The sequence below is a fragment of the Bradyrhizobium genosp. P genome (assembly GCF_049949265.1).
GTDB lineage: Bacteria > Pseudomonadota > Alphaproteobacteria > Rhizobiales > Xanthobacteraceae > Bradyrhizobium.
This window is the reverse complement of sequence record NZ_CP188195.1, coordinates 8,436,838-8,458,417: the sequence shown is the minus strand read 5'-3', so window position 1 is coordinate 8,458,417 and position 21,580 is coordinate 8,436,838. Positions and strand designations below refer to the sequence as shown.

20 protein-coding genes are annotated in these 21,580 nt (G+C 63.6%); 9 read left to right on the top strand and 11 right to left on the bottom strand.

Going from position 1 to position 21,580, the window contains the following annotated elements; translation table 11 throughout:
• Positions 1 to 4: 4 nt before the first annotated feature.
• The gene (locus ACP2YO_RS40580) at positions 5 to 232 is read right to left on the bottom strand and encodes a DUF2093 domain-containing protein (RefSeq protein ID WP_426436792.1); all 228 of its coding nucleotides are present in this window, start codon (positions 230 to 232) and stop codon (positions 5 to 7) included.
• Positions 233 to 432: 200 nt separating this feature from the next.
• On the opposite strand from ACP2YO_RS40580, the gene ACP2YO_RS40575 reads away from it, so the two are divergent.
• Complete coding sequence (locus ACP2YO_RS40575) at positions 433 to 1,266, top strand: dienelactone hydrolase family protein (RefSeq protein WP_426436791.1); 834 nt, start codon at positions 433 to 435, stop codon at positions 1,264 to 1,266.
• 146 nt (positions 1,267 to 1,412) lie between these two features.
• Here ACP2YO_RS40575 and ACP2YO_RS40570 read toward each other — a convergent pair whose 3' ends face one another.
• The gene (locus ACP2YO_RS40570) at positions 1,413 to 1,904 is read right to left on the bottom strand and encodes a LexA family protein (RefSeq protein WP_426436790.1); all 492 of its coding nucleotides are present in this window, start codon (positions 1,902 to 1,904) and stop codon (positions 1,413 to 1,415) included.
• Between the two features lie 232 nt (positions 1,905 to 2,136).
• On the opposite strand from ACP2YO_RS40570, the gene ACP2YO_RS40565 reads away from it, so the two are divergent.
• Positions 2,137 to 3,138, top strand: a complete 1,002-nt coding sequence (locus ACP2YO_RS40565) for an AAA family ATPase (RefSeq protein ID WP_426436789.1) — start codon at positions 2,137 to 2,139, stop codon at positions 3,136 to 3,138.
• Between the two features lie 3 nt (positions 3,139 to 3,141).
• Positions 3,142 to 5,661: a S8 family peptidase gene (locus ACP2YO_RS40560; RefSeq protein ID WP_426436788.1), complete on the top strand. Its 2,520-nt coding sequence runs from the start codon at positions 3,142 to 3,144 to the stop codon at positions 5,659 to 5,661.
• A 1-nt stretch (position 5,662) separates the two neighbouring features.
• On the opposite strand, the gene xseA is transcribed toward ACP2YO_RS40560, so the two are convergent.
• Positions 5,663 to 7,291, bottom strand: coding sequence for an exodeoxyribonuclease VII large subunit (gene xseA / locus ACP2YO_RS40555; protein ID WP_426436787.1), 1,629 nt, complete (start codon positions 7,289 to 7,291; stop codon positions 5,663 to 5,665).
• Positions 7,292 to 7,455: 164 nt separating this feature from the next.
• Between xseA and purD the strand changes: the two genes are divergently transcribed.
• Positions 7,456 to 8,736, top strand: coding sequence for a phosphoribosylamine--glycine ligase (gene purD / locus ACP2YO_RS40550; RefSeq protein WP_426436786.1), 1,281 nt, complete (start codon positions 7,456 to 7,458; stop codon positions 8,734 to 8,736).
• Between the two features lie 96 nt (positions 8,737 to 8,832).
• On the opposite strand, the gene ACP2YO_RS40545 is transcribed toward purD, so the two are convergent.
• Complete coding sequence (locus tag ACP2YO_RS40545; protein ID WP_426436785.1) at positions 8,833 to 10,065, bottom strand: acyl-CoA dehydrogenase family protein; 1,233 nt, start codon at positions 10,063 to 10,065, stop codon at positions 8,833 to 8,835.
• Positions 10,066 to 10,188: 123 nt separating this feature from the next.
• On the opposite strand from ACP2YO_RS40545, the gene ACP2YO_RS40540 reads away from it, so the two are divergent.
• A complete protein-coding gene (locus tag ACP2YO_RS40540; RefSeq protein WP_426436784.1) occupies positions 10,189 to 11,094 on the top strand; it encodes an alpha/beta fold hydrolase in 906 nt (301 codons plus the stop codon).
• Positions 11,095 to 11,193: 99 nt separating this feature from the next.
• On the opposite strand, the gene ACP2YO_RS40535 is transcribed toward ACP2YO_RS40540, so the two are convergent.
• The gene (locus ACP2YO_RS40535; protein ID WP_426436783.1) at positions 11,194 to 11,640 is read right to left on the bottom strand and encodes a nucleoside deaminase; all 447 of its coding nucleotides are present in this window, start codon (positions 11,638 to 11,640) and stop codon (positions 11,194 to 11,196) included.
• A 141-nt stretch (positions 11,641 to 11,781) separates the two neighbouring features.
• Here ACP2YO_RS40535 and ACP2YO_RS40530 point away from each other — a divergent pair, with 141 nt between their 5' ends.
• Together ACP2YO_RS40530 and rsmD are read left to right on the top strand one after the other, a co-directional pair.
• The gene (locus ACP2YO_RS40530; RefSeq protein ID WP_426436782.1) at positions 11,782 to 14,028 is read left to right on the top strand and encodes a pseudouridine synthase; all 2,247 of its coding nucleotides are present in this window, start codon (positions 11,782 to 11,784) and stop codon (positions 14,026 to 14,028) included.
• A 6-nt stretch (positions 14,029 to 14,034) separates the two neighbouring features.
• Positions 14,035 to 14,595 (top strand): 16S rRNA (guanine(966)-N(2))-methyltransferase RsmD, encoded by a 561-nt coding sequence (gene rsmD, locus ACP2YO_RS40525; protein ID WP_426436781.1) that lies wholly within the window; start codon positions 14,035 to 14,037, stop codon positions 14,593 to 14,595.
• Positions 14,596 to 14,685: 90 nt separating this feature from the next.
• Here the strand turns inward: rsmD and mutL are convergent, their stop codons facing one another.
• The gene (gene mutL, locus ACP2YO_RS40520; protein WP_426436780.1) at positions 14,686 to 16,503 is read right to left on the bottom strand and encodes a DNA mismatch repair endonuclease MutL; all 1,818 of its coding nucleotides are present in this window, start codon (positions 16,501 to 16,503) and stop codon (positions 14,686 to 14,688) included.
• A 225-nt stretch (positions 16,504 to 16,728) separates the two neighbouring features.
• Between mutL and ACP2YO_RS40515 the strand changes: the two genes are divergently transcribed.
• On the top strand, positions 16,729 to 17,052 hold the full coding sequence (locus ACP2YO_RS40515) for a ribbon-helix-helix domain-containing protein (RefSeq protein ID WP_426436779.1): 324 nt from the start codon (positions 16,729 to 16,731) through the stop codon (positions 17,050 to 17,052).
• A gap of 187 nt (positions 17,053 to 17,239) precedes the next feature.
• On the opposite strand, the gene ACP2YO_RS40510 is transcribed toward ACP2YO_RS40515, so the two are convergent.
• Genes ACP2YO_RS40510 through ACP2YO_RS40495 form a run of 4 tightly spaced genes read right to left on the bottom strand, consistent with a single transcriptional unit; the run spans position 17,240 to position 20,137 of the window.
• The gene (locus ACP2YO_RS40510) at positions 17,240 to 18,808 is read right to left on the bottom strand and encodes a GMC family oxidoreductase (RefSeq protein WP_426436778.1); all 1,569 of its coding nucleotides are present in this window, start codon (positions 18,806 to 18,808) and stop codon (positions 17,240 to 17,242) included.
• A 27-nt stretch (positions 18,809 to 18,835) separates the two neighbouring features.
• A complete protein-coding gene (locus ACP2YO_RS40505; protein ID WP_426436777.1) occupies positions 18,836 to 19,384 on the bottom strand; it encodes a gluconate 2-dehydrogenase subunit 3 family protein in 549 nt (182 codons plus the stop codon).
• Positions 19,385 to 19,420: 36 nt separating this feature from the next.
• Positions 19,421 to 19,816 carry a VOC family protein gene (locus ACP2YO_RS40500; protein ID WP_426436776.1) on the bottom strand — a complete coding sequence of 132 codons (396 nt, stop codon included), beginning with the start codon at positions 19,814 to 19,816 and terminating at the stop codon, positions 19,421 to 19,423.
• Positions 19,817 to 20,137, bottom strand: coding sequence for a c-type cytochrome (locus ACP2YO_RS40495; protein WP_426443442.1), 321 nt, complete (start codon positions 20,135 to 20,137; stop codon positions 19,817 to 19,819).
• Between the two features lie 389 nt (positions 20,138 to 20,526).
• Between ACP2YO_RS40495 and ACP2YO_RS40490 the strand changes: the two genes are divergently transcribed.
• Positions 20,527 to 20,820, top strand: coding sequence for a hypothetical protein (locus tag ACP2YO_RS40490; protein WP_426436775.1), 294 nt, complete (start codon positions 20,527 to 20,529; stop codon positions 20,818 to 20,820).
• Positions 20,821 to 20,870: 50 nt separating this feature from the next.
• Here ACP2YO_RS40490 and arfB read toward each other — a convergent pair whose 3' ends face one another.
• Positions 20,871 to 21,290, bottom strand: coding sequence for an alternative ribosome rescue aminoacyl-tRNA hydrolase ArfB (arfB, locus tag ACP2YO_RS40485; protein WP_426436774.1), 420 nt, complete (start codon positions 21,288 to 21,290; stop codon positions 20,871 to 20,873).
• Between the last annotated feature and the right edge of the window lie 290 nt (positions 21,291 to 21,580).

Genomic DNA, 21,580 nt, shown 5'->3' with positions numbered 1-21,580 from the left:
GGAGTTAGCTTTGCGTCTTGAGCGCGCCGGGGTAATGGCGCTGCAGCACCGCACTCGGAACGGCGTAGGCCTCCTGCAGGTCGACGCTCCAGTACTTCAGTTCGTCGAGCGGAATCCGCGCATCAGATATCGCGCAGCGCACATAGGTACCGGGCGAGATCACGCGGAAGTCGCCGTCGAGATACTGCACCTGCGCTTCGCCATGGCCCGAGGGACCGAACTTGTTCAGCACGATTGAGTTCCGATCTTCCTATTTCGGCGCTTGCCTCGCGCAAGGCTTACTGGATGTTCATGAAGTCGTCTATCACAGATAGGGTGCGGTGTCCGCCCGTTAAACCACCGACTTGTGATGATTTGGCGGCGGAGGCACATGATAGCCTTGCAGGTGTGGTTCGCTGTGAATCCAGCACCATAACGAGACGGCCGGACGGGATGCGCCTCAAGTCAGCGTTCATGTTTCTGACGATGTTTGCTGCGCCGCTTGCGGCCGCGGCGCCTCTGCCGGCTCCGCATCAGGTCGAAATCTCCGACGGCAATGTGACGCTGCACGCGCAGCTCTACCGGCCCGATGGCGATGGTCCGTTTCCCACCGTCATCGCGCTGCATGGTTGCGGCGGCCTCGCCAGCCATTCCGAGCCGGTGCTGCCGCGCTATCGCGACTGGGCCGAGGAGCTCCTGAAGACGGGCCGCGCGGTGCTGTTGCCGGATAGTTACGGCTCGCGCGAGCTTGGTCCGCAATGCCGCTCCAAGGAGCATCAGGTTCTGATCCGCCGCGAGCGCGTGGCCGACATCAATGCCGCGCGGCAATGGCTGGTGCAGCAGAAATGGGCCGCGCACGATCGCATCAGCCTGGTCGGCTGGGGCAATGGCGCTGCCGCCTTGCTGTGGGCGGTGCGGCCCCAGATGTGGTCGCGCAACGCCGAGCCGGATTTCCGCTCGGCGATTGCGTTCTATCCGGACTGCCGCTCGTCTTCCGGTCTCGGCTGGAGCGCGCGGGTGCCGACCTTGGTGCTGATCGGCGGTCGCGACGATGTCTCGTCACCGTCGGCCTGTCATCAGATGGTCGACGGCGCCCGCGGCCGCAGCGCGCTTGCCAGGATCGTGGTCTATCCCGATGCCTATCACGGCTTCGACCGCGCCAACCTGCCGCTTCATGTGATCGCTGCCTCGTCCGAAGTTGCGGCCGACGAGCGCGGTCACGTCGGCACCGACACCGACGCGCGAAAGGATGCGCAAAAGCGCGTCGCCGAATGGCTGGCGCGCTAGGCTAGCTAGATCGCGCGAGTGATGATTCAGTCGTCGTTACCAGAGCACCACAACTGACTTGTAGCGCATCCGGACTGAAAGACGCGCTCGCTGGACGCGTAGAAATTATTGCAGTCAACGAGCGCAATGGGGACCGGCATGTTTCCTCAAAATGTGCGGATTGAATTGCTGACGACGCCCCACACTTCAAACGGAACATCGTCCGTAATCTGAATGTCTTTGTAGTCGGGGTTCTCGGCCTGAAGCCAAGTCTTGCCGCCGCGCCGGCGATATCTCTTTAAGGTGAACTCACCGTCCACCAGCGCGAGGATGATGCATCGGTCGGTCGGGGCCAGTGAACGGTCCACGATAGCGATGTCATCAGGAAAAATGCCCGCGCCAATCATGCTGTCACCAGCGACGCGAACCGCGAAGGTGGCGGCAGGGTTTTTTACGAGCAGTTCGTTGAAGTCGAGTGCCCGGTCCAAATAGTCGTCCGCCGGCGATGGAAACCCTGCGGCGACCTTGGAGCTGACCAAGGATATCGTGGCGCTGGTACGGGTGGCCACATCAAGAAATGCGGTAATGCCGGACGCCCGAAATGGCTGGCTGGCGAATTGTTTGGCGACCCGGGCTATCGGGATCGGTAGCCGGACCACCGTTGTAGGCCGCTTAGCGGGCCGTCCCCGGCCTTTTCTTGCAGTTGCCATAACATCCCCGAATTTCTGTTACAATTATTCGGAAGCCTGTTAGATTAGTCCAGAGGAATCTTTAGGGGCGTTGAAAGTCCCTTGAGATTTCCCCGCTACTCTCCGGCCGGTTGCAGGGGCGCAAAAACTCGTTCGTTGGTAGGCCGCGCTATAATAAGATTGCCCCGAAAGGTCCGTTTCCGTGTCGAATACGAAGCAAATCATCGCAATGTTGCGAAGCCGCGCCGAAGGCGATGAAGACGCGTTCTTCTCGATTGCTTTGCAGGTGGCGGCTTCCGAGGCGCGACAGGGTCGCAAGGAAACGGCGCAGGAACTGCGGTCTGAGATCGACAAGGCCCGCGCGCGCAATTCGCGCGGCGCGTCGGTGCCAATTGCGTTTGCAAGTCCTCGCGGCAGCCTCGAGGGTTTGCTTGAGCTGCGCGACCCGCGATACACGCTCAAGGATGTCGTCCTGAATGACCGATTGCTCGCGAGATTTACGGACATTCTGCGCCAGCAGCGCAAGCGCGACTCGCTACGCGAACATGGTAAGACGCCGAACCGCCGCGTTTTATTCGTCGGCCCGCCCGGTTCCGGCAAGACGATGTCGGCAGAAGCACTCGCAGGAGAGCTGCATCTACCGCTTTATATCATCCGCCTTGAGGGCTTGATCACGCGCTACATGGGCGAGACGGCTGCGAAGCTGCGCTTGATATTTGACGAGACCGCCAAACGGCGCGGCGTATATCTATTCGACGAATTCGACGCCGTCGGCGGGCAACGCACCGCGACGAACGACGTGGCGGAAATGCGCCGCGTTCTCAATTCGTTTTTGCAGTTCATGGAAGAAGGCAATTCGACGGACAGCGTCATAATCTGCTCGACAAATCACCCGTCACTGCTCGACCGCGCCTTGCTGCGCCGGTACGATCAGGTTCTTGAATTCGATGCGCCTACTTCTGCGCAAATCAAACTTCTTATTGCCGCCAACGTCGGCCCGATGAAGATCGTGAAGCCTGCTTGGCAGAAAATCATTCACGCAGCCGAAGGCTTAAGCCAGTCGGAAATCGTTCGTGGGGCGGACGATGCGGTGAAGACGGCAATTCTTGATGAGCGCAGGCAATTGACTACGGAAGATATTATCGACCGTTTGCAAGAGCGTCATTCGATGCGAACGGCTTTCATGGATTCGGAAAGCTCATAATGTATGGCTTCAAGGTTCACGCTTCCTCATATTGATGTTACGGCGTCTGTTGCTGTCAGCGACTATTCCGGTGAAGGCTCTCGCGGCAATCCGGCGGTCCGTATTCGCGAAGAGCACGGCGCGCGTATCCAAAATGAACTGAACGTCGCTTTTGCGGCGGCTGACCAGTTGCGGACGACGGACGAACGTCTTGAACCGGCGACCGGCGCTTATGTCGAAGTAGAACTGCGTCGAGGCACGCCTGCCGATTCACTTGACATGAAAACGCAAGGAATTCGAGCGGGCGCGGTAAAGACCGATGACACCAATCGGCGAACGATTGCGCTCTATGTTCCCGATCACGCGCGCGCGGCTTTCGAGCGAATTCTGGATGAATATCTGAACGGCGCGCTTCTGGAGGAAAGCCAGAACCCGCCAAACAAGACGAAGGTTGAGGCAATCGAAGCAATCCGCACGGTCCGGATAGCGACGCTTTGGACTGATCAAAAGCCGACCCCTGACGATACGCAGACGCAAATGTGGTGGGGCCTGTGGTGCTTCCGCGATCGCGAAGCAGCCATTTTGGATGTCTGCGCGCGTCTCAATCTGCGTGTTGCTGATGCCGACCGTCGCTTGTATTTCCCTGAAATTGTCGTGGTACCGGTTTTGACCAATCGCACGACGATTGAGCTTATGATGTTTGCGACAGATGCCATCGCGGAGTTGCGCCTCGGCACGGACAACCCGATATTTTTCACCGATGAGGTGCGTGGCGAGCAGCAGGAGTGGGTTGATGGTCTTGCCGAGCGTATTATCTGGCCGGGCACAGACGCTCCGGCGGTTTGCATTTTTGATACTGGCGTAAACCGTGGACATTCTCTCATTGAGCCCGCGCTATCTACTCAAGACATGCATGCCCTGAACGATGAGTGGGATGTCGATGACCACGATGCGGAAGGACATGGCACGGCGATGGCCGGGATGGCTTTGCATGGCGACTTGACAGCCGCGCTGGCTGATACAGAGGAGCGGACATTGACTCACAGGGTAGAGTCGGTGAAGTTTCTGCCGCCCGATGGTTTTGATGCAAACGAACCAAACAGCTACGGCGTGCTCACACAATCCGCGATTGTATTGCCGGAATTCGAGGCGCCAGAGCGCAGACGCGTCTACTGCATGGCAATCACCAATGACAACGTGTCTGGCGCTACGTCATCGGGCTGGAGCGCGGCCATTGATCAGGCGGCATCCGGCTGGATGATTGCGGACGACGACCGCGCCAATGGCGATGAAGAACGCGATGGCGAAGAAGACGAAGCCGATATCGTCCGGCCCAAGCGCCTCATCGTTTTGTCGGCCGGAAATATTGTCAGCGAAGTTGACTATACGAGGCTGCGCTCTCAGGACGAATATCCAATAGAAGATCCGGCGCAGGCGTGGAACGCACTGACGGTTGGCGGATATACCGACCTTATCGATATTCAGGACGGCGGATACACCGATTGGTCGCCGATGGCTGGTGCAGGCGAACTTAGTCCGCACAGCCGCACAAGCGTCACATGGCCGCAAGGCCTATCCCCGTTCAAACCGGAACTGGTCATGGAAGCGGGCAACCGTGCGGTCAATCCTGGCCGAACGGAAATGCTGACCATGGGGTCGCTTTCTCTTCTGACCACTGGCAGCGACACGGGACAACCACTTGTCCCGTTCGATGCGACCAGCGCAGCAGCGGCACAGGTCGCGCGCATGGCAGCGCAGTTGTCGGCAGAGCATCCGGACTACTGGTCCGAAACCATCCGGGCGCTCATGATCCATAGCGCGGAATGGACGGACCCGATGCTGGCGGCGTTTCGCGACACACCGAACAAACGGAACAGATACGATCTGATCCGGAGGTTCGGATATGGTGTGCCGAGTTTCGAACGAGCGAATGCCTCAGCACGCAATCATCTCGCATTGATTGCGCAGGCTGATATCCAGCCTTTCCGCTCCCAAGGCGGTCGCAGTTTCAACGAGTGCCATTACTACGATTTGCCAATCCCGGCTTCTATGCTCGAAGAGTTGGAGAACGAGCCAGTCGAGCTGAAGGTGACCCTGTCATACTTCATCGACCCAAATCCGGGGTTGTCGGCAAACGTGGACCCGCAGCGGTATCAGTCTTACGGGCTGCGTTTTGACCATCAGCGACGTAACGAGTCGGTCGCCCGGTTCAAAGCGCGGGTGAACGCCTCCGAGCCTGCACCAGTCCCGCGCGTATCGCGAGAACCCGCTGATGGCAAATGGATGCTTGGCGAAGACAGCATCTCAGCAGGGTCAGTGCATTGCGATGTCTGGCAAGGCCGGGCTATCGAGTTATTGCAGCGGAGCATGTTGTGCGTGAAGCCGGTGAACGGCTGGTGGCGCAGAAGGGCTTCGACTAAGACCTGCAATCGCAATGCCCGGTACGCGCTTGTCGTGACTCTCAAGACAAGCAATGTGGAACTCGACATCCACACGCCCGTCGCGGCGGCGGCAGTCAGAGTGCCGGTCCAAGTCGAGATTTAGACTAAAACAAACTACCCTGGTCGACCGGCTTGGCGACGCGCTTGGGACCGACCGCAGCCTTTGCCTCACGTGGCGGCTGCGGCTTGGGCTCGCTCGCGGGCGCCGCCGTGGCCGGCGTTCGATCGGCGTCTGCGGTGGCCGCCACGCGGCCGTCGGCAAACTCGATCGAGAGGCTGGCGCCGGGGCCGACCGCCGCAGCTGCATGGATCGCATGGCCGCGCTCGTCGCGAACCAGCGCAAAGCCGCGCGCCAGCACGCCGCGATAGGACAGCGCCGACAGCAACTGTCCGCTATGGGTCACGCGGGCCTCGAGCCGCTGCATTGCTGTTGCCAGCGCCCGGCGGGCGCGCTCGGCAAGGCGGTGGGTGCGTTCGAGATCGCGGGCGATCGCGTTGCGCTGGGCCTGGGCATTGGCGAGCTTCGAGGCCTTCAGCCGGATCTCAAGCCCGGCAAAACGCTCGCGCCGGCGATGAAGCAGCGAGCGCGCCGACAGGGTGATGCGTTCGCCCGATGCGGTCAGCCGCTGCCGCGCATGCACGACCTGGCCGCGCAGCACGCCGATCGTCAGCCGCGCGCTACTCGCGGCGAAGCGGCGGAAATGCGCGTGCGTGTTGGCCTTCAGCCCGCGCGGCAGCGCCGCACCGAGATGGTCGAGCCGTTGCCGGGGAATCGCGAGCAATTCATTTGCCGCGGGCAGCGCGCGGGCCGCTGCGCGCAGCTCGTTGCGGCGCGCCTCCTGGCCGCGTTGCCAGCACACCATGGTGCGGCGGGCGAGCCCCGCGACTTCCACCATCAGCTCGCTGCGCACAGGCACTGCCATTTCGGCGGCGGCCGTCGGGGTCGGCGCGCGCTTGTCGGCGACGAAGTCGATCAGCGTGATATCAGTCTCGTGACCGACCGCCGAGATCAGCGGGATATGGCTCTCGGCCGCGGCGCGGACCACGATCTCCTCGTTGAACGACCAGAGGTCCTCCAGCGAACCGCCGCCGCGCGCGACGATCAGCAAATCAGGCCGCGGAATCCGGCCGCCTTCGGGGAGCGCGTTGAAGCCACGGATGGCGGCTGCGACCTGCTCGGCCGAACCTTCGCCCTGCACCTTGACCGGCCAGACCAGCACGCGGCGGGGAAAACGATCCTCCAGCCGGTGCAAAATATCGCGGATCACGGCGCCGGTCGGCGAGGTGACGACGCCGATCACCTCCGGCAGCCAGGGCAACAGCTGCTTGCGCGCCTCGTCGAACAGGCCCTCGGCCGCGAGCTTCTTCTTGCGCTCTTCCATCAGCGCCATCAGCGCGCCGACGCCGGCCGGTTCCAGCGAGTCGATGACGATCTGGTATTTCGAGGAGTTCGGATAGGTCGTCAGCTTGCCGGTCGCGATGACCTCGAGCCCTTCCTGCGGCTTGAAGCGCATCCGGGCGTGGGCGAATTTCCAGATCACCGCCTCGATCTTGGCGTTCTCATCCTTCAGCGCGAAATAGCAGTGGCCGGAGGAATGCGGCCCGCGAAAACCGGAGATTTCGCCGCGGACGCGGACATGCCCGAAGCGGTCCTCCACGGTCCGCTTGAGGGCGGAGGAGAGTTCCGAAACGGTGAATTCGGGCGCGTTGACGAGATTCGGGGCAGCAGTCATTCGGCTTATAGAATCGGGGTTTTCGCTCCCATGTGCAAGGTCCCGGCGGCCCATTTCGGGCACGGTTTCACATATCCACATGGGATCGCACTGCTCGATTGCGGCGGTCCGGGGCCGTGCTACACCGTGCCAAACGGCGCCGTACCCCCAAATTGGCTGCATTCATGAACATCCTTCTGCTCGGTTCCGGCGGCCGCGAACATGCGCTGGCGTGGAAGATCGCGGCGTCTCCGCTGGTGACGAAACTCTGGTGTGCGCCGGGCAATGCCGGGATCGCGCGCGAAGCCGAATGCATCGCGCTCGACGTCGCCGACCATGCCGCGGTGATCGAGTTCTGCAAGCGCAACGCGGTCGATCTGGTTGTGGTCGGGCCGGAGACGCCGCTGGCGGCGGGCATCGTCGACGATCTCGCGGTCGCCGGTATCAAGGCATTTGGGCCAAACAAGTTGGCCGCGCAGCTCGAGGGCTCCAAGGGATTTACAAAAGACCTCTGCAGCGAGTTCGACATTCCGACCGGCGCCTATCGCCGCTTCGACAATGCCGACGACGCGCTGGCTTATGTCCGCGCGCAGGGCGCGCCGATCGTGGTGAAGGCCGACGGGCTCGCCGCCGGCAAGGGCGTCGTGGTGGCGAAGACGCTGGCCGAGGCCGAGGCCGCGATCGCCATGATGTTCGACGGCGCGTTCGGTTCGGCCGGCGCCGAGGTCGTGATCGAGGAGTTCCTGTCCGGCCGCGAGATCAGCTTCTTCGCGCTGTGCGACGGCGGGACCGCAATCCCGCTCGCGACCGCCCAGGACCACAAGCGCGTGTTCGACCATGACGAGGGCCCGAACACCGGCGGCATGGGCGCCTATTCGCCGACCCCGTTCGTGACATCGGAGATCCACGACCAGATCATGGCGCGGATCATCCTGCCGACGGTCGCGGGCATGAAGAGCCGCGGCACGCCGTTCACCGGTGTGCTCTATGCCGGCGTGATGCTGACCGAGCAGGGCCCAAAACTGTTCGAGTACAATGTCCGCTTCGGCGATCCCGAATGCCAGGTGCTGATGCTGCGGATGATGTCGGACATTGTGCCGGCCTTCCTCGCGGCTTGCGATGGGCAGCTGAAGAACTTTGACATCCGCTGGTTTCCGGACCCGGCCGTGACCATCGTGCTGGCCGCGAAAGGCTATCCGGGCGACTACGCCAAGGGCACGCGGATCGACGGGCTCGATGACGCCGCAAAGGTCGAGGGCGTCGAGATTTTCCACGCTGGCACGGTGGCGAAGGATGGCGCGATCCTTGCGAACGGCGGGCGCGTGTTGAACGTCTGCGCGATGGCCAAGACGGTCACGGAAGCGCAAGAGCGCGCCTATCAGGCGGTCGACCGGATCAAATGGCCCGACGGCTTCTGCCGCCGCGACATCGCCTGGCAGGCGGTGGAGGTGGAGAGGAAGGGTTAGCTCGCCTCGTCATTGCGAGGAGCGAAGCGACGAAGCAATCCACCTATCCCTGCGCGGAGAAGTGGATTGCTTCGCTTCGCTCGCAATGACGATAAGCTAGAGCAAATCTCCCCCCGCCGCACTTGCCGTTGTCCCGTGCTCACGGAACGCCTTGATGACGTTCTTGCCGATCTTCCATTTGTGCACCTCGTCGGGACCGTCGACCAGCCGCTGCGAGCGCACTTGCGTGTACCATTTGGCGAGCGGCGTATCCTGGCTGAAGCCGAGCGCGCCGTGGAGCTGGATCGCGGTGTCGATCACCTTATGCACCATGTGGGCATGGAAGATTTTCGCGATCGAGTTTTCCTGTCTGATGTCGAGACCCTTCTCGGCCTTGTAGGCGATGTGCAGCAGCATCAGCCGGCCGATATAGAGCTCGCTCGCGCAGTCGGCGAGCATGAACTGCACCCCCTGGCGGTCGGCCAGCAACTGGCCGAAGGTCGAGCGTTTGGTGACGTGGGCGACGGCCATGTCGAGCGCGCGCTGCGCCTTGGCGACGTTATGCATGCCGTGGCGCAACCGGCCATAGGCGAGGCGATGCTGGCCCATGTTGAAGCCGTTGCCCTCGCCGCCAAGCAGATTGTCGGCGGACACCTTCAGGTCCTTGATCTCGATCTCGGAATGACCGCCATGGATGACGTCGTCATGTGGGCCTTCGATCGCCATGTTCGCAACGTTGCGCTTGATACGGTAGCCGGGGTTCGGCAGCTCGACGATGAAGGTCGAATACTGCTTGTGGCGTGGCGCGTTCGGATCGGTCTTGGCCATCACCAGCGCCATGTCGGCGACGCTCGCCGACGAGGAAAACCACTTTTCGCCGTTGAGGATGTAGTTCTCGTTGCCGTCCTTCACCGCCGTGGTTTGCATGCCGGTGGCGTCGGCGCCGGCCGCCTTTTCTGTCATAGAGAAGCAGATGCGCTTCTCGCCATTGAGAAGCGGCTTAAGGAACTTCTCCTTCTGGTACTCCGTGCCGTGCGCGAGGATCGTCATCATCGAGGCGTCGTCGGGCCCCTGCGTGTTCATCGAGAGCGCACCGAGCATGCTTTCGCCGAGCTCCATCTGCACCAGCGCGTTCGCCAGCGGGCCGAGCCCCATACCGCCATACTCCTTCGGCACGAACGGGCACCACAGGCCCTGGGCGCGAGCTTTCTTGCGCAGCGGACCGAGCACGTCGGCAAGCGGCTTGGTGTCGAGTTCCTTTTCGGCGGGGATGCACTCGTCGTGCACGAACTTGCGGACCTTCTCGCGGATCGCCTTGGCTTCGGCGGGAATCTCGAAATCGATCGACATGGCACTTCCTCGTTTCGGTTTGTTGTTGGCGCAGCTTGGAAATGGCATAAACCCGCGATCTGCCAGCGGCAACGCCAAACAAAGTTTGAAGCAGGATGCGCCGCGGCAGGGAAGGAGCCATCGATGCCTGATCTCGCTGATCTTTTTCCCGGCTACGCTTCAGAATGGATCAATACCTCGCAGGGCCGCATCTTCGCCCGCGTCGGCGGCAAGGGGCCGCCGCTATTGCTGCTGCACGGATTCTCGTCGACGCATGTGATGTGGCATCAGGTGGCGCCGAAACTCGACGACCGATTCACGCTGATCATCCCCGATTTGCCGGGCTATGGCTGGTCCGACATGCCGGACAGCAACAAGGACCACACGCCCTACACCAAGCGCGCGTGGGCAAAGACCATGATCGAGGCGATGGAGCAACTCGGCCATGTGCATTTCGCGCTCGCCGGCCACGACCGCGGCGGCCGCGTGTCGTATCGACTGGCGCTCGATCATCCGGGCCGGCTGTCAAAACTCGCGGTGCTCGATATCGCGCCGACTTATGATTATTGGGAGCGGCTGAACCGGCTGTCAGCACTGAAGATCTATCATTGGGCCTTCCTGGCGCAGCCTTATCCGCTGCCGGAGACATTGATCTCGGGGCAGGGCGAGTTCTTTCTCAAGGAGAAGATGGCGAGCCAGACCAAGAGCAAGACGCTCGCGGCCATCGATCCGCGCGCGCGGGAGCACTATCTGGCCCCGTTCCGCGATCCCGCCCGCATCCACGCGATGTGCGAGGACTACCGTGCCGGCGCCTATGCCGATTACGAGATCGACAAGGCCGATGTCGACGCCGGCAAGAAGATCACGATTCCGATGCTGGCCCTGTGGGGCGATGCCGGCGTTGCGAGTGCGGCGACCACGCCGCTCGATACCTGGAAGAAATGGGCGACCAATGTAAGCGGCGCGCCGGTGGATTCGGGGCATTTTCTCACCGAGGAAGCTCCGGACGCGACGGCGAAGCTGCTGCGGGAGTTTTTCCTGGCAGCGTAGCCCGCCGTCATTGCGAGCGAAGCGAAGCAATCCATCTCACCGCAGGCGGAGGCATGGATTGCTTCGTCGCTATCGCTCCTCGCAATGACGCGGAAGGTCCTACCTTCGCACCCTGAAAAAATCCTTCAGCAGCGTTGCGGCCTCGCGCTCGCCGACGGCGCCGTAGACCTCCGGGACGTGGTGACAGGTCGGCTGGGCGAAGAACCGCACGCCTGACTCGACCGCGCCGCCCTTGGGGTCGGTGGCGCCGTAATAGAGCCTGCGGATGCGCGCCAACGAGATCGCGCCGGCGCACATCGTGCACGGCTCGAGGGTGACGTAGAGGTCGCAATCGACCAGCCGCTCGGTGCCGATGGTCTCCGCGGCCTGCCGGAGCGCCAGAATCTCGGCATGGGCGGTGGGATCGCAGTCGGTCAGCGTGCGGTTGCCGGCCGTGGCGATCACCTCGTAACCCCGCACAATCACGCATCCGATCGGGACTTCGCCCGATTTTCCGGCATTTTCGGCCGTTTTCAGCGCCAGATCCATAAAAGAAGGGGCTGTCATGCCTCGTATCATCGGAAGAAACCTGCTAGTAGCTTCGCCTTCAGCAAAAGTGGATACCGGTTTTGCGTCAAACGCGCCGCCAACAGGGCGCGTACGTCCGGTGACCCTTGCATCCCAATTGAACGTCCAGCGAGATCATTCATGCCCCGCGACAGCGACAAAAACAACGATTCCCGCGGCCGGCGTGATCGTCCCTCTGGCGGCAAGGGCCGCGCCAGCGACGGTAAGGGCCGCGCCAGCGACGGCAAGGGCCGCGCGGACGGCGGTAAAGGCCGCTCCGGCGCCGCCCGTGGGCCGGAGAAGAAGTTCGCCAAGCGCGGCTTTGGGGCCAAGGACTCGACCGGCGAGAAGCGCGCGTTCGGCGGTGATCGTCCGTTCCGCAAACGCGAGGACGGCGATGCGCCGCGCCGCGATTTCGCCGACAAGCCGAGGTTCAACCGCGATGATCGTCCCCGCGGCGATCGGCCGTTCCGTGAGCGTCCCGCGCGCGACGGTGACGGCGAGAAGCGCACGTTCAAGCCCCGTGGCGATCGGCCGGGATTTGATCGCGATCGCGCCCCTGGTGATCGGGAAAAGCGTCCGTACAAGCCGCGCGAAGATCGTGAGGGCAAGCGCCCGTACACGCCCCGCGGCGATCGCCCGAATAATCGCGACGACGCGCGCCCGGCGGCGCGCTCGTCCGACCGCAAGTTCGGCGACCGGAAGCCATATACGCCGCGAGACCGTGATGGCGAGAAGCGGCCCTACACGCCGCGCGGCGAAGGTTTTCGCAAGGACGGTGACCGGCCGCGCGGTGATCGCCCGTATAGTCCGCGTCCGCCGCGTGATGGCGATCGGCCGGAACGGAAATTCGGCGGCGACAGGAAATTCTCCCGCGGTGCTCCGGATCGCAAGAGCGACCGGGCAGATCGCGGCCCGCGCAAGGACTTTGGCGATCGGCCGCCGCGCGGCGAATCCAAGCCGTGGCAGAAGCGCGATGACCGGGGTGACCGCGACTCGCGCCCGCCCCGCGATGGTGCACGGAACTTCGACAGGCCGCGCTTCGACAAGCCCCGTTATGACAAGCCACGCGACGATCGCGGTGGCGAGGAGCGGCCGCGGTTTTCGCGGCCCCGCGAGGATCGTGAACAGGGCGACCGCCCGAAATTCAGCCGTCCGCGATGGGATCGCAAGGGCGACTCCGGGGATCGCAAAGAAGAAGGTGGCGACCGGCCCGAAGGCCGCACCGGCTGGCAGGAACACCCGCGCAGCGAAGGCCGTTTCGACGACCGCCCGCGGCGTGAAAACGAGGACGACAGCAAGGTCTTCGCGAAACGTCCGGCCTTCGGCGGCCGCGGCGCCTATCGCGAACGTTCCTATGACGACGACAGACGCTCGCGTCCCGAGCCAAAGCCGAAGAAGGCGGGCGAGCGCATCGCAAAGGTGCTGGCGCGCGCCGGTCTCGCTTCGCGCCGCGATGCCGAGGAGATGGTCACGCAGGGGCGCGTCACCGTCAACGGCCGTGTGGTCAACTCGCCGGCGCTCGATGTCACCGAGAACGATGTCGTGGCCGTCGACGGCAAGCAATTGCCGCCGCGCGAGCGAACGCGGCTGTTCATGTATCACAAGCCGCGCGGGCTGATGACGACGCATGCCGACCCCGAGGGGCGGCCGACGGTGTTCGACAATCTGCCGGAGGGCCTGCCGCGTTTGATCTCGATCGGCCGGCTCGATTTCAACACCGAGGGCCTGCTGCTGCTCACCAATGACGGCGGGCTGGCGCGCACGCTGGAGCATCCCGACACCGGATGGCTGCGGCGCTACCGCGTTCGCGCGCATGGCGAGGTGACGCAGGGACAACTCGACACGCTGAAGAACGGCATTGAGGTCGACGGCGTCAAATATGGCCCGATCGATGCGACGCTGGAGCGCGACCAGGGCGCCAACGTCTGGGTGGTGTTTGCGATCCGCGAAGGCAAGAACCGCGAGGTGCGCAACGTGATGGGGCATCTTGGCCTCGAGGTGAACCGGCTGATCCGGGTGTCCTACGGCCCGTTCCAGCTCGGCGAGCTCGAGGAGGGCAAGGTCGAAGAGGTCAAGACGCGCGTGCTGCGCGAACAGCTCGGCGAGAAGATCGCTAAGCTTGCCGGCGCGGATTTCAACCGGCCGGAGCAGCGCGTGGCCGCGACCGAAGACGAGGGCAACGCGCCTGAAGGCAAGAAGCCGTTCAAGCCGGCGGGCAAAAGCGCGCTGATCAACGACCGCAAGGGCCGCCGCGTGCTGGTGCAGCGCACCGGCAGCGAGGAGGCGCGCGCGCGCAACGAGGACGAAGCCAACGGCTACGGCCCGCCGCGCCGCCCCAAGCGCGGCTATCACGGCAAGCGCGATCTCAAGCCGCAGGACGAGTAGAGATCAATGCGTGTCGTCGGAGGACGATTGCGGGGCCGTAATCTTGCGTCGCCGCAGTCGCAAGAGATCCGGCCGACCACGGACCGCCTGCGCGAGTCCGTGTTCAACATCCTCGTCCACGCCTATGCTAACCCGATCGAGGACGCGCGTGTGCTCGATCTGTTTGCCGGCACCGGCGCGCTGGGCATTGAAGCCGTCTCACGCGGCGCAAAATTCACGCTGTTCGTCGACAATGGCGCCGAGGCGCGGGCGCTGTTGCGCAACAACGTCGAGTCACTAGGCCTCGGCGGCGTGACAAAGGTCTATCGCCGCGACGCCACCGATCTTGGGCCTGCGCATCCGGTCGAGCCGTTCTCGCTGGCGTTCCTCGATCCGCCCTATGGCAAGGGGCTCGCCGGCAAGGCGCTCGGTTCGCTGCGCGACGGCGGCTGGCTGACGCCGGGCGCGTTGCTGGTAGTGGAAGAGGCGAAAGCTGCGGCGTTCGCAGCGCCTGAAGGCTTCGAGGAACTCGAGCGGCGCGCGTATGATGACACGGAGTTCGTGTTTCTGCGGATTGCGAATTCGTAGGATGGGTGGAGCGAAGCGATACCCATCACCCTCGCGTTACGAATGATGGGTATCGCTGCGCTCCACCCATCCTACGGAACCGTGTGAAGTTCACCTCCGCCCGAACAGCTTCTCGATGTCCGACAGCTTCAATTCTACATAGGTCGGGCGGCCGTGGTTGCACTGGCCGGAGTTCGGCGTGTCTTCCATCTCACGGAGCAGCGCGTTCATCTCTTCCGGCTTGAGGCGCCGGCCAGCGCGGACCGAGCCGTGGCAGGCCATGGTGGCGGCGACATGCATCAGGCGCCGCTCCAGCGGCAACGCCTCATCCCACTCCGCCAAGTGCTCGGCAAGATCGCGCAGCAGTCCGGCCGCGTTGGCCTTGCCGAGCAGCGAGGGCGTTTCGCGCACGGCCACCGCGCCCGGACCGAAGGAGTCGATCGCAAGCCCGAAGGACGCCAGTTCCTCCGAGCGATCGTGCAGCTTCTCGACCGTGGCTTCATCGAGCTCGACGATCTCGGGGATCAGGAGAATCTGCCGCTGCACGCCGTTCTTCGCCAGCGACGCCTTCAGCTTCTCGTAGACGATACGTTCATGTGCGGCATGCTGGTCCACCACGATGAGGCCGTCGCGGGTTTGCGAGACGATATAGGTCTCGTGGATCTGGGTGCGCGCGGCACCAAGCGGACGGTCGAGCAGATCGGGCGCGGGCGCCGCCTCGAAGCGCACGTCGGCGGTCGGCGTGCCGACGTCGAAGGCGGCTTGGCCGGGCTCGGCGAAGGCGGTCGCCGCGCCACCCTCGAACGCGCGCATCGGGTTGACCGGAAAGGAAGGCGAACTGCGCCAGTCCCAATTGCCGGGGTGCGGCGGTGCGAACGACGGGCGGAACGCCTGCAACGTCGTGCCGTCGACGGCGTTCGCCGCGGTGCGCTTGCCCTCGCGCGCCAGCCCGTCCTTCAATGCGTGCACGATCAACGCGCGAACCAGTCCGGCATTGCGGAACCGCACCTCGGTCTTGGCCGGATGCACATTGGCGTCGACACCTTCGGGATCGCAGGTGACAAACAGCGCCACCACGGGATGGCGGTCGCGCGGCAGATAGTCGGAATAGGCCGCGCGCACCGCGCCGAGGATCAGCTTGTCACGGACCGGGCGGCCGTTGACGAACAGATATTGTCCGAGCGCATTGGCGCGGGTGAGTGAGGGCGCGGCGGCAAAGCCTTCGACCGCGACGCCCTCGCGTCCGGCGTGGACCTCGATGGCGCTACTGCGAAAATCGGCGCCGAGGATATCGCCGAGCCGTGTCAGCCGACCGGCGGCGCCGGGCAGCGCTGCCGCCCAGGTCACCGGTGCGCGCTCCTCGCCGGCGAGCGTGAAGGCGATGTCGGGGCGCGCCATGGCAAGGCGCCGCACCACCTCGCGGATCGCCTCCGCTTCGGTGCGGTCGGTCTTCAGGAATTTGAGCCGCGCCGGTGTGGCATAGAAGAGATCGTTGACCTCGACGCGGGTGCCATGGCCGAGCGCCGCCGGCATCACGTCGGATTTCGCGCCGCCATCCACCGACAGCGACCAGGCGTGCGGCTCGTTCGCGTGGCGCGTGGTGATGGCGAGCCTGGCCACCGCGCCGATCGACGGCAGCGCCTCGCCGCGGAACCCGAGCGTCCGGATCCGCAACAGGTCCTCGTCGTCGAGCTTGGAGGTGGCATGACGGTCGACCGCCAGGGCGAGATCGGCGCGCGTCATGCCGCTGCCGTCATCGGTGATGCTGATCCGGCGCCGCCCGCCGCCATCGGTGAAGACGTCGATCCGGCTCGCGCCGGCGTCGATCGCATTCTCCACGAGTTCCTTGACCACGCTCGCGGGACGTTCGACCACCTCGCCGGCGGCGATGCGGTTGACGACCTGTTCGGGGAGCTGGCGGACGGGCATGGCGCTCCGTTGTGAGGAGATTCGAGGCTTGCCCATTCTAGAGCGCCGAGAGCGCAAATGCATGTGCTCGCTGCGAATGCCTGATTCCAGCTGGGGATGATTCCGGCCTATCGCCTTGAAGACGCTTATCTTCGCGACCGTGGCGGCTACGTCCTACGTGGGATTGTGGGGGCGTCCGGGCAGGTATATCGTTTAGAAAAATTATAATCTTGTCGGAGGATCGCCATGTGCCACTTATTCGCGCACCAGCCGCAACGCGACTATGAATCGCAGACCCGATCGTTGCGGATCGATGGCCACTGCACCTCGATCCGGCTGGAAATGTCGTTCTGGGATACGCTGGAGGAAATTGCGGCCAAGGAAGGCATGTCGCTGGCCAAGTTCCTGACCACCATGCACAACGAGGTGCTCGACCATCACGGCGAGGTCAACAATTTCGCCTCGCTGTTGCGCTGCTCCTGCCTGATCTATCGTTCCAAGGCGAATGCGCCCGCAGCCGTCCCGGACTATCGCCGGACCGCGGCGGCGATCATGGACGCGGCGGAGTAGAGTTCCGCTCATCGATCACGCAAAAAAGCGGCCTTGTCCTGACCGGACAAGGCCGTCTGAGTTTCAGAGGGAACTGAAACGTGAGGAGATTAGGTCGAGCTCGAACGGCGCCGAAAGTTCACCTCTCCCCGGCGGGGAGAGGTGAACCGAAACCGCCGCGAACCGATCCGACCAAACTCATCACGCTCTAGATCTCCTTCCGCTGCATCGCGCCGGCGATAGTGTCGGCCTGCCGGATCGCCAGCGACACGATCGTCAGCGTCGGATTGCAGGCCGCACCCGAGGTGAACTGGCTGCCGTCGGAGACGAACAGGTTCTTGATGTCGTGGGTCTGGCCGAACTTGTTGACCACGCCGTCCCGCGGCTTCTCGCTCATCCGGTTGGTGCCCATGTTGTGGGTCGAGGGATAAGGCGGCGTGGGGTAGGTCACCGTAGCGCCGACCGCCTCGTAGACGGCAGACCCCTGCTTGTAGGCGTGCGCTCGCATCGCGAGATCGTTCGGATGGTCGTCGAAATGCACGCTTGCGACCGGCATGCCGAACTTGTCCTTGGCCGCCGGGTCGAGCGTCACGCGGTTGGTCTCCTGCGGCATGTCCTCGCCGACCAGCCACATGCCCGCCATCCGCGGATAGCCTTCCATCGCGCCGGTGAAGGTGCGGCCCCACGCGCCGGGATTGAGGAACGCTGCCATGAATGGCACGCCGAGCGACAGCGTCTCCATCTCGTAGCCGCCGACGAAGCCGCGTTTCGGATTGTTCTTTGCCTCGTCACGGACGATGCCGGCCATCGTGGTGCCGCGATACATGTGCACCGATTGCTCGAACACGGCGTACACGCTGCCGGTCATGTGCCGCATGTAGTTGCGTCCGACCTGGCCTGATGAATTGGCAAGGCCGTCCGGGAACATGGTCGAGGCGCTGTTGAGCAACAGCCGCGGGCTCTCGATCGAATTGCCGGCGACCGCCACCACACGCGCCTTCTGGCGCTGCATCGCGCCAGTTGCGTCGGCATAGACCACGCCGGTTACCTTGCCGGACGGATCGTGCTCGATCTTGATCACCATGCTGTTCGGGCGCACTTCGAGATTGCCGGTGGCTTCACCCTTCGGAATCTCGGTGTAGAGCGTCGACCATTTGGCGCCGGACTTGCAGCCCTGGAAGCAGAAGCCGATCTGCTGGCAGGATCCGCGGCCGTCGCGCGGTTCGCTGTTGATCGCCATCCGCCCGGTATGGACCTCCTTGTAGCCGAGCTTCTTCGCGCCGGCCTCCAGCACCTTGAAATTGTTGTTGCCGGGTAGTCCGGGGATGCCGTTGGTGCGGGTTACGCCCATCTTGTCCTCGGCCTTGGCGTAATACGGCTCCATCTCGGCGAGCGTGACCGGCCAGTCCAGCAGATTGGCGCCGGGGAGGTTGCCGTAGGTCGACTTGACCTTGAACTCGTGCTCGTCGAAGCGCAGCGAGGCGCCGGCCCAGTGCGTGGTCGAGCCGCCGACCGCCTTCACGATCCAGGCCGGCAGGTTCGGGAAATCCTTGGCGACGCGCCAGCTTCCCGAGGTGGTGCGCATGTCGGACCAGGCGAGCTGGGAGAAGCTTTCCCACTCGTCGTTGACGAAATCCTGGTTCTCGATGCGGTTACCTGCCTCGAGGATCACGACCTTGATGCCCTTCTGCGCCAGTTCATTGCCAAGCGTTCCGCCGCCGGCGCCGGAGCCGACGATGACGACAACGCCGCTGTCATTCAGATCGAATTTTGCCATGATGTTTCCTCCTTCAGCGTTGTCCGTTCAGGCCTTCGGCAGCCAGTCGATGTCGGCGAAGCCGCGCTTGATGTAGCCGCCATGTTCGGCGGAGGAGCCCTCGTAGCCGAACTTCGGCCACACCTCTTTCTGGTTGTAGAGCGAGACGACGAGGTCGCCGCGAATCTTCTGGAAGAAGGCGCTCTGCTCGATCCGCTGCAGCAGCGCGACGCGGTCGTTCTCCCAGGCAATCTGGACGTAAGGCATCTTGTGGCGGTCATTGGCCTCCTGATCGAGGCGGGCCACGCCGTCATTGATCAGCGATTTCACCGCCGGGTCCTTCGCCGCCTTGTCGTCCCACGGTTTGACGGCTGCTATGTAGTAGGTGTCGCCGAGGAAATCGTGCGGGTAGATGTCGCGCGCCATCTTCAACAGGGTCTTCAGCGTGGCCGGCGGCAGCGTGCTCGCCTCATCGGCCCAGGCGTCGGTGACGCCGAGTCCCGTGCTGGTCGCGATGGCGACCGCGGGCGCGGTCGCGGCGGCGCCTTTGAGAAAGACGCGGCGGTCGAATTTACTGCGACGATCGACTTCTCTCATGGGTTTCCTCCGTAGATTGTTATGTTGATTTTTGATTTATCCAAACCGCCCGCCGCGCTGGATCACCTCGATCTTGTAGCCGTCGGGATCGGAGACGAAGAAGAAGCGCGCCAGCGTCTTGCCGTCATGCTTGAAGTCGCGCAGCGGACCCGGCGACAGCTTCTCTTTCTCAAAGCGGGCGTGCTCGGCGTCGACGTCATCGACGACGACGGCGAGATGGCCGTAGCCGTCGCCGAGTGCGTAAGCCTCCTTGCGGTCGAAATTGACGGTGAGCTCGACCTCGAAGGGCGAGGAGGGATGGCGCAGATAGATCAGCGCGAAATCGGGGAAGCGCAGATTGTCCGCGATCTCGAGCCCGAACGCGCGGTGATAGAAGTCGAGCGCCTTGGCCTCGTCGAACACGCGGATCATGGAATGAACGGGTTTCGCCATTCAGTTCAGCTCCTTCAGATAGGCGATGATCATGGCGCGGGTTTCCGGCTTGGCCTGCCGATACGCCATGACGGCGCCGGGAATGACCTCCTGGGGATTGGTCAGCCAGGCATCGAGCCTGGTGTCGTCCCAGACGAAATCGGCCTTGGCGAAGCCTGCGGAGTACTTGAAGCCGTCAGCCTTGCCGGCGCGCCGGCCGATGATCTTGTAGAGCGATGGCCCCTGCCGTACCGGATCTGACGTGTTTGATGTGTGGCAGGTCGCGCATTGCTGCTTGAACAGCGTCGGAGCATCGGGCGGCTTGGCGGCGGGCAAGGGCATTTGCGCGGCCGCCATTTGCACCGCAACCATCGCGCCGCACAATCCGAGCCCGATCGTCCATCCTGCGCGCAGCTTTGTCATCCACATCACCGTTGGCGTGCAATGACTGTAGGGTGCGCAAAACTGCCGGTGGTAGTAGCGGGCTGTTTCATCGTAGAACAAAAGCGGGCGCGGACCGGAAAACGGAACCGGTGTTTGCCGCATATGCGAACGCGAATTTCGCAAAATGACCGCGAAATCTTTGCACGATGACCACACGACACAGCTTGCATCGCGCGTGCGTCGTTTGCGCAAATTTGGTTCGCTCGCGATGAGTCAGGTTCGGTGCCGCAAACGGCGCGCACACGCGCCGCACCGTCCATCGCTATTCACTATCCGAGGAGAAATGGATGAAGTTTGCGAAAACCGTAGTGCTCGCTTTTGCTGTTTCGGCAGCGCTGGCCAGCCCCGTCCTCGCGCAGGGCGTGTCATCGGACACGCAGATGCGCAGCGGCGCACAGGGGAAAACCACCGCGCCTGGGGGATTGTCAGGCAGCGGCGATGAGGAATTCGAGTCACAAACAGCGGCGCCGGCGCAAAAGGGCAGCGTCAATGCCAAGGCAGGGAACAAGACCACCGTCGGTTCCGGCCACGCCACGTCGCCGAAGGCGACCGGCACGGACGCCGGCAACAAGCGCTATTGATTCTGCAAAATCCGGATGCGGTGTCTCGCGCCGCATCCGGAACTCCGGTGTCAGTCGTCGAGGCCGCGAGTGCCGCGCCCCGCCTTGACGTCGCCGCGACGCTTCTTGCCTTCGAGCCGGCGCTGCTTGGAGCCGAACGTCGGTTTGGTCGCCCGCCGCGGCGTCGGCCGCACCATCGCCTCTTTCAACATCTCGAGCAGCCGCTCGATCGCATCGGCGCGATTGCGCTCCTGGCTACGGAAGCGAAAGGCCTGGATCACGATCACGCCGTCCTTGGTCATGCGGCTGCCGGCCAGGCGAGCGAGCCGCTGCGCGGCGTCCGCCGGCAATGTGATCTTGTTGGTGTCGAAGCGGAGCTGCGCTGCGGTCGAGACCTTGTTGACGTTTTGCCCGCCCGGACCGCAGGCGCGGACAAAAACGATCTCGATGTCATCATCGTCGATTGTAAGGTCGCGGGAGACCCGCAGCATGGCATCACCGGGTGAAGAAGAATCGGCAGGTGCAAGATAGCGGGTTTGGCGTGGGTCCGCTTGGGCGCCGTTGATGCAGGGTCGGCTACGTCTGCGGCCGGTGCGCGCGGCCACCCCTCTCCCCAACCCTCCCCCGCAAGGGGGGAGGGAGCCCAGCCGCCGGTGCGTCCCTTACCAATATCCTCATCACTAAACTGTCGTTGTGACGCGATGTGAGGTGAGCACCCCTCTCAGGCTCCCTCCCCCCTTGCGGGGGAGGGCTGGGGGAGAGGGGTGGCCGCAACGGCAGT